The sequence below is a fragment of the Synechococcus sp. R6-5 genome (assembly GCF_047461775.1).
Lineage (GTDB): Bacteria > Cyanobacteriota > Cyanobacteriia > Thermostichales > Thermostichaceae > Thermostichus.
Genome location: NZ_JANSHV010000219.1, coordinates 1 through 5,455 on the forward strand (window position 1 = coordinate 1; position 5,455 = coordinate 5,455).

Annotated in this window: 4 protein-coding genes; 3 read left to right on the top strand and 1 reads right to left on the bottom strand. The window is 60.3% G+C overall.

All coding sequences use genetic code 11. The annotated features are described in order from the left end of the window. Positions 1 to 176 precede the first annotated feature (176 nt). On the bottom strand, positions 177 to 815 hold the full coding sequence (locus tag NW818_RS11250) for a DUF2232 domain-containing protein (RefSeq protein WP_414390504.1): 639 nt from the start codon (positions 813 to 815) through the stop codon (positions 177 to 179). A gap of 369 nt (positions 816 to 1,184) precedes the next feature. Here NW818_RS11250 and NW818_RS11255 point away from each other — a divergent pair, with 369 nt between their 5' ends. The 3 genes from NW818_RS11255 (at position 1,185) to NW818_RS11265 (ending at position 5,294) form a co-directional block, all read left to right on the top strand. Then, positions 1,185 to 2,195 carry an ArsJ-associated glyceraldehyde-3-phosphate dehydrogenase gene (locus NW818_RS11255; RefSeq protein WP_414424603.1) on the top strand — a complete coding sequence of 337 codons (1,011 nt, stop codon included), beginning with the start codon at positions 1,185 to 1,187 and terminating at the stop codon, positions 2,193 to 2,195. A gap of 25 nt (positions 2,196 to 2,220) precedes the next feature. Further along, positions 2,221 to 3,507, top strand: a complete 1,287-nt coding sequence (gene arsJ, locus NW818_RS11260) for an organoarsenical effux MFS transporter ArsJ (protein WP_414343360.1) — start codon at positions 2,221 to 2,223, stop codon at positions 3,505 to 3,507. Between the two features lie 155 nt (positions 3,508 to 3,662). Next, positions 3,663 to 5,294, top strand: coding sequence for an alpha-D-glucose phosphate-specific phosphoglucomutase (locus NW818_RS11265; RefSeq protein ID WP_414416155.1), 1,632 nt, complete (start codon positions 3,663 to 3,665; stop codon positions 5,292 to 5,294). Positions 5,295 to 5,455 lie beyond the last annotated feature (161 nt).

The window sequence follows — 5,455 nt, forward strand, 5'->3', positions numbered from 1 at the left end:
GCGAAAGGACTCCGTCCCGCTACCGCGATCGTAGCAGAGAACCTTCCAGTTCTTGCATTCCTGTAGCGTTGCATGGCAATAGGGTGGGACTTTTGCCAAGAACTCATTTGTCAAGATTTGTCAAGAACTCATTTGTAGAGCAGCTTGCTCTGCTCTTGTACAACTCACAGGGGCTGCTAATCCAGCAAAAACTGTACCCACTTCGGCGGGGGTGGCAGCGGGCAACGAAAGTGCTCCATCACCAGGGCGGCCACCAAATGCACCGTGAATACGTAGATGAGGGAATTGAAGGCAATAAATCCCACCACCACCACCTGAACCATCCAGGGTTCTGCCACCCAGTAGACGCCCCATCGGCTGAGGGACACATCCAGGAGCCAGTTGGTTAGGCCGGTAAGTTGAATGGTTACGTAGATCCAGAGGTTTTCCCCCACCAGTAGGGAGGAAAGCACCAACTGAAAGATCAAGCCCAGGGCGCTGAGCACAGCCCCGCTCACCACCGAGACGTACCAGGAAAGACGCTGCTGCCACAGGCGGGCACACCAATAGCCCAGCAGACCATAGGGAATGACATAGAGAATGCTGCGCGTGGGCCCTATCAGCACCGTCAGCAACAGGCCGGAGACCACCAGGGCCATTGCCCCTGTGCGGGGATCCCAGCGCATCACCGCCAGCGCCACCGGGATGGGGAAAAACAGGCGCATGAAAGGAGCTAGCGGCGTGTAGCTCAGGATCCAGATCAAGGCTGCCGTACTGGCCAAAAAAGCTGTCTCCACCACCCTCAAGGCCGGAGAACGGGAAGGGGGGGGAGGCAAGGGAGGAAAGTCATCCTGCACAGAAGGCTGAGGCGGCGGGGGCACATCCAGAAAAGCACAACTTTTCCCAGCTTAGGCCACCGGTTGCCGGGCTGGGCGAATTGTTGCCCAGAGGTGTGGATCTGGACTGCAAATCGGCTACAGGATAGGCCCTGTTGTCGATTGGGGCTGCCTCAGCGGATCCCTTTTGGATTTCAGGACATTCGGCAACATTTCCCAAGGCCAACCGTGAACCGACCCCCATCGGCCAGTCTCTCCTGACCCTACCCATCAACTTGTCTTGAAACGACTAGGGCGTTCTGATAAAGTTGAGGCGGGATTTGCCCTGAGAGAGCGGGATCCCTTCTGGACAAGTCTAGGGTCAATGCTATGGCAGTGCGGGTGGGCATCAACGGTTTTGGCCGCATCGGACGGCTGGTGTTGCGGGCTGCTTGGGGCTGGGAAGAGCTGGAATTCGCCCACATCAACGAGATCAAAGGGGGAGCTGCGACGGCGGCCCACCTGTTGAAGTTTGACTCGGTGCAGGGCCGCTGGGCTATCGACATTGAGGGATCCGATAACCGGCTGCGCATTCAGGACAAAACCCTCACCTTTAGCGAACACAAGTCTCCTGGTGAAGTGCCCTGGGCAGAGTTGGGGATCGAGCTAGTGCTGGAATGCTCGGGCAAGTTTGTCAAGGCAGCAGAGCTGGATGCCTACTTCAAAGCGGGGGTGCGCAAGGTGATTGTGGCTGCTCCCGTCCAAGACAAGACAGCCCTCAACATTGTTATGGGCGTCAACGATCACCTGTACGACCCGGCCCGGCACCATTTGCTCACGGCGGCTTCCTGCACCACCAACTGTCTGGCTCCCTTGGTGAAGGTCATCCACGAGGGGATCGGCATTGTTCACGGGGTGATCACCACCATCCATGACGTTACCAATACCCAAACCATGGTGGATGCCCCCCACAAAGATCTGCGGCGGGCCCGCTCCGCTCTGCTGTCTTTGGTGCCCACCACCACCGGCTCGGCCACGGCCATTGGGCTGATTTACCCCGAACTCAACGGCAAATTAAACGGCATTGCGGTGCGTGTTCCTCTCTTGAACGCTTCCCTGACCGATGCGGTGTTCGAAGTCAGGCGGCCCACCACCGTGGAAGAAGTCAATCACCTCTTAAAAACTGCAGCCGAGGGCGAACTCAAGGGGATCCTCGGCTACGAGGAGCTGCCCCTGGTCTCGGTGGATTTCAAAGGGGATCCCCGCTCCAGCATTGTGGATGCGCCCTCGACGATGGTGGTGGATGGCGCCCAGGTGAAGATCCTGGCCTGGTACGACAACGAATGGGGCTACGCCAACCGCATGGCGGAACTGGCCCGCAAAGTGGCCCGCAGTCTATAGAAACATCTCCCTTGGAGACCTGCCCATGACTTCTGTTTCGACGGCTCAAGCCTCTGCGGTTCGCAACTACGCCCTGGTAACCGCTGCCTACTGGGGTTTTACCATCACCGACGGCGCCATCCGCATGTTGGTGCTGCTCCACTTCCACAAGTTGGGCTTCACCCCGATTCAGATTGCCATGCTGTTCCTCTTCTACGAGATCTTCGGGGTGATCACCAACTTCCTGGGCGGCTGGATTGGATCCCTCTTTGGCCTGCGGCTGACCCTCTACGGCGGCATTGCCATTCAGATCTTTGGCCTGGTGATGCTGGGGGTGATCAACCTGCAGTGGCCGGTCTGGGGCCAGGTGGCCTACGTGATGACGGCCCAAGCTCTGGCCGGGATCGCCAAAGACCTCACCAAGATGAGCTCCAAAAGCGCCATCCGCCTGGTGGTGCCCAAAGAAGCGGAATCCCGCCTGTTTCGTTGGGTGGCTATGCTCACGGGATCCAAAAACGCCCTCAAGGGGGTGGGGTTCTTTGTGGGAGCGGCCCTGCTGCAGATCTTCACCGAAATCTACGGGGATCCCATGGGCTTCCGCATGGCCAACTTTGTCCAGGCGGGGGCGTTGGCTTTGATCTTCTGTTCGGGGGCGCTGCTGCCGGCAGACATGGGCAAAATCAAGGCCAAGATCCCCTTCAAGCGGCTGTTTTCCAAGAGCAGAGAGATCAACATCCTCTCGGCAGCTCGCTTTTTCCTGTTTGGGTCGCGGGATGTGTGGTTTGTGGTGGCCCTGCCGGTGTTTCTCTACGACGAGCTGGGCTGGACTTTTATGCAGGTGGGCAGTTACATGGCCATCTGGGTGATTGGCTATGGGTTCATTCAGTTTGTAGCGCCGCAACTGCTGGGTGGGGGTCGCCCTGGCCGTGCTCCCAAGGCCCGCACCATCCAGATTTGGACCTTCGTGCTGACGGCAGTGCCGGCGATCATTGCCACAGCCTTCATGGCCGGGCTGGCACCGGAGCTGGTGATCACCGGCGGCTTGATCCTGTTCGGGATCGTCTTTGCCTTCAATTCGGCAGTGCATTCCTACCTGGTGCTGGCCTACACGGAAGACGACGACGTAGCCCTCAATGTGGGCTTTTATTACATGGCTAATTCCGGCGGGCGGCTGTTGGGGACGGTAACTTCTGGGATCCTCTTCCAGTTCTACGGATTGGAGGGCTGTCTTTGGTTTTCCACCCTCTTGATCTTGGCGGCGGGGCTGTTCTCGTTGAAATTGCCGGATCCCAGCAAAACCCCGGTGGAGTGGGTGGTTAAGCCAGGGGATTGAGGATGGAGGGCTACCAGCCGAGATGATGCAGTCCGCTCAACCCAATCCACACATGGATGGGCAGGGAAAGAAGTCTGCGCTGCCGATGCAACTCAGCACAAACGAGAGGCCCAACGATGAGATAGTAGAGGAGCAAGCAGCTTTTCCGGCAGCCTATGAGCCTGCGCATTGTTCCCACGACGCCCTTCCCTGGCCAAAGACCCGGCACTTCTGGCCTGCGCAAGCCGGTGTCCGTGTTTCAGCAGCCCCACTACCTGGAAAACTTCGTCCAATCCATTTTTGATGTCCTAGAGGGATCCGCCGGCCAAACCCTGGTGGTGGGGGGAGATGGCCGCTACTACAACCGCGAGGCCATTCAGATCCTGCTCAAGATGGCGGCGGCCAACGGCATCGGGCGAGTCCTGGTGGGCCAAGGAGGGATCCTCTCCACGCCGGCGGTTTCCTGTCTCATCCGCAAGTACGGCGCCTACGGGGGGATCATCTTCTCTGCCAGCCACAACCCCGGCGGCCCCCAGGGGGATTTCGGCATCAAGTACAACATCGGCAACGGTGGCCCTGCCCCGGAGAAGGTGACCGAGGCCATTTACGCCCGCACCCAGCAGATCCGGGAGTACCGCATCCTGGAAGCTCCCGATGTCGATCTGGATCGCTTGGGCGAGCAACGGCTGGGGTCCCTCACGGTGTCCGTCATCGACCCGGTGGCCGATTACTTGGGCCTGATGCAGCGTCTGTTCGATTTCGAGGCCATCCGCGACTACCTGGCTTCCGGGATCCGCATTGCCTTCGACGCCATGCACGCCGTCACCGGCCCCTATGCCCACGCCATTTTCCAGGGATCCCTGGGAGCGCCAGAGGGCAGTGTGCTCAACGGGCAGCCCCTGCCGGATTTTGGCGGCGGACACCCGGATCCCAACCTGGTGCATGCCCGCTCGTTGGTGGAACTGTTGTTTCGGGAAGATGGGCCGGACTTTGGGGCCGCTTCCGATGGGGATGGGGATCGCAACCTGATCCTGGGCCGCCAATTTTACGTGACCCCCAGCGACAGCTTGGCAGTCTTGGCTGCCAATGCCCACCGGGTACCCGGCTACCGAGAAGGTCTGGCGGGAATTGCCCGCTCCATGCCCACCAGCCAGGCAGCGGATCGGGTGGCGGCCAAGCTGGGGATCCCTTGCTACGAGACCCCCACCGGCTGGAAATTCTTCGGCAACCTGCTGGATGCGGGCAAAGTTACCCTCTGCGGGGAAGAGAGCTTCGGTACCGGATCCCACCACATCCGGGAAAAAGACGGGCTCTGGGCCGTCCTGTTTTGGCTGAACATTTTGGCCGTTCGACGGCAGCCGGTGCGGCAGATCGTGGAAGAGCACTGGCGCACCTATGGGCGCAACGTCTACTCCCGTCACGACTACGAGGGACTGCCGGTGGAGGTGGCCGAGGCGCTGATGGAAGACTTGCGACGCTCCCTGCCCGGGTGGGTGGGCCAGCGCCTGGGATCCCAGCTGGTGGCCTACGCTGACGACTTCAGCTACACCGATCCCGTGGACGGCAGCACCACCAGCCACCAAGGGATCCGCATTGGCTTTGAGGATGGATCCCGCATCATCTACCGGCTTTCGGGAACCGGCACCCACGGAGCCACCCTGCGGGTGTACCTGGAGCGATTGGAGCTGGATCCCGCCCGGCATGGCCTGGATCCCCAAGTGGCCTTGGCCGAACAGATTCAACTGGCCGATCACCTTGCCCAGATTCGCGCCCGCACCGGTCGGCAGCAGCCAGACGTCATCACCTAACCCGCCGCAACTGTTGGCAGGGATCCTGCCGGCGGCGGTTCCTGGAGAAGCGGGGATCAGGGCCTGAGGCCATCCAAGCCGGTCGCGTCGGCGTCGCGGAGCAGAAAGGTGCCGATAGGGGAGGTGATGGGAGAGGTCAGCTAGAAATCGCAGGAGCCCCG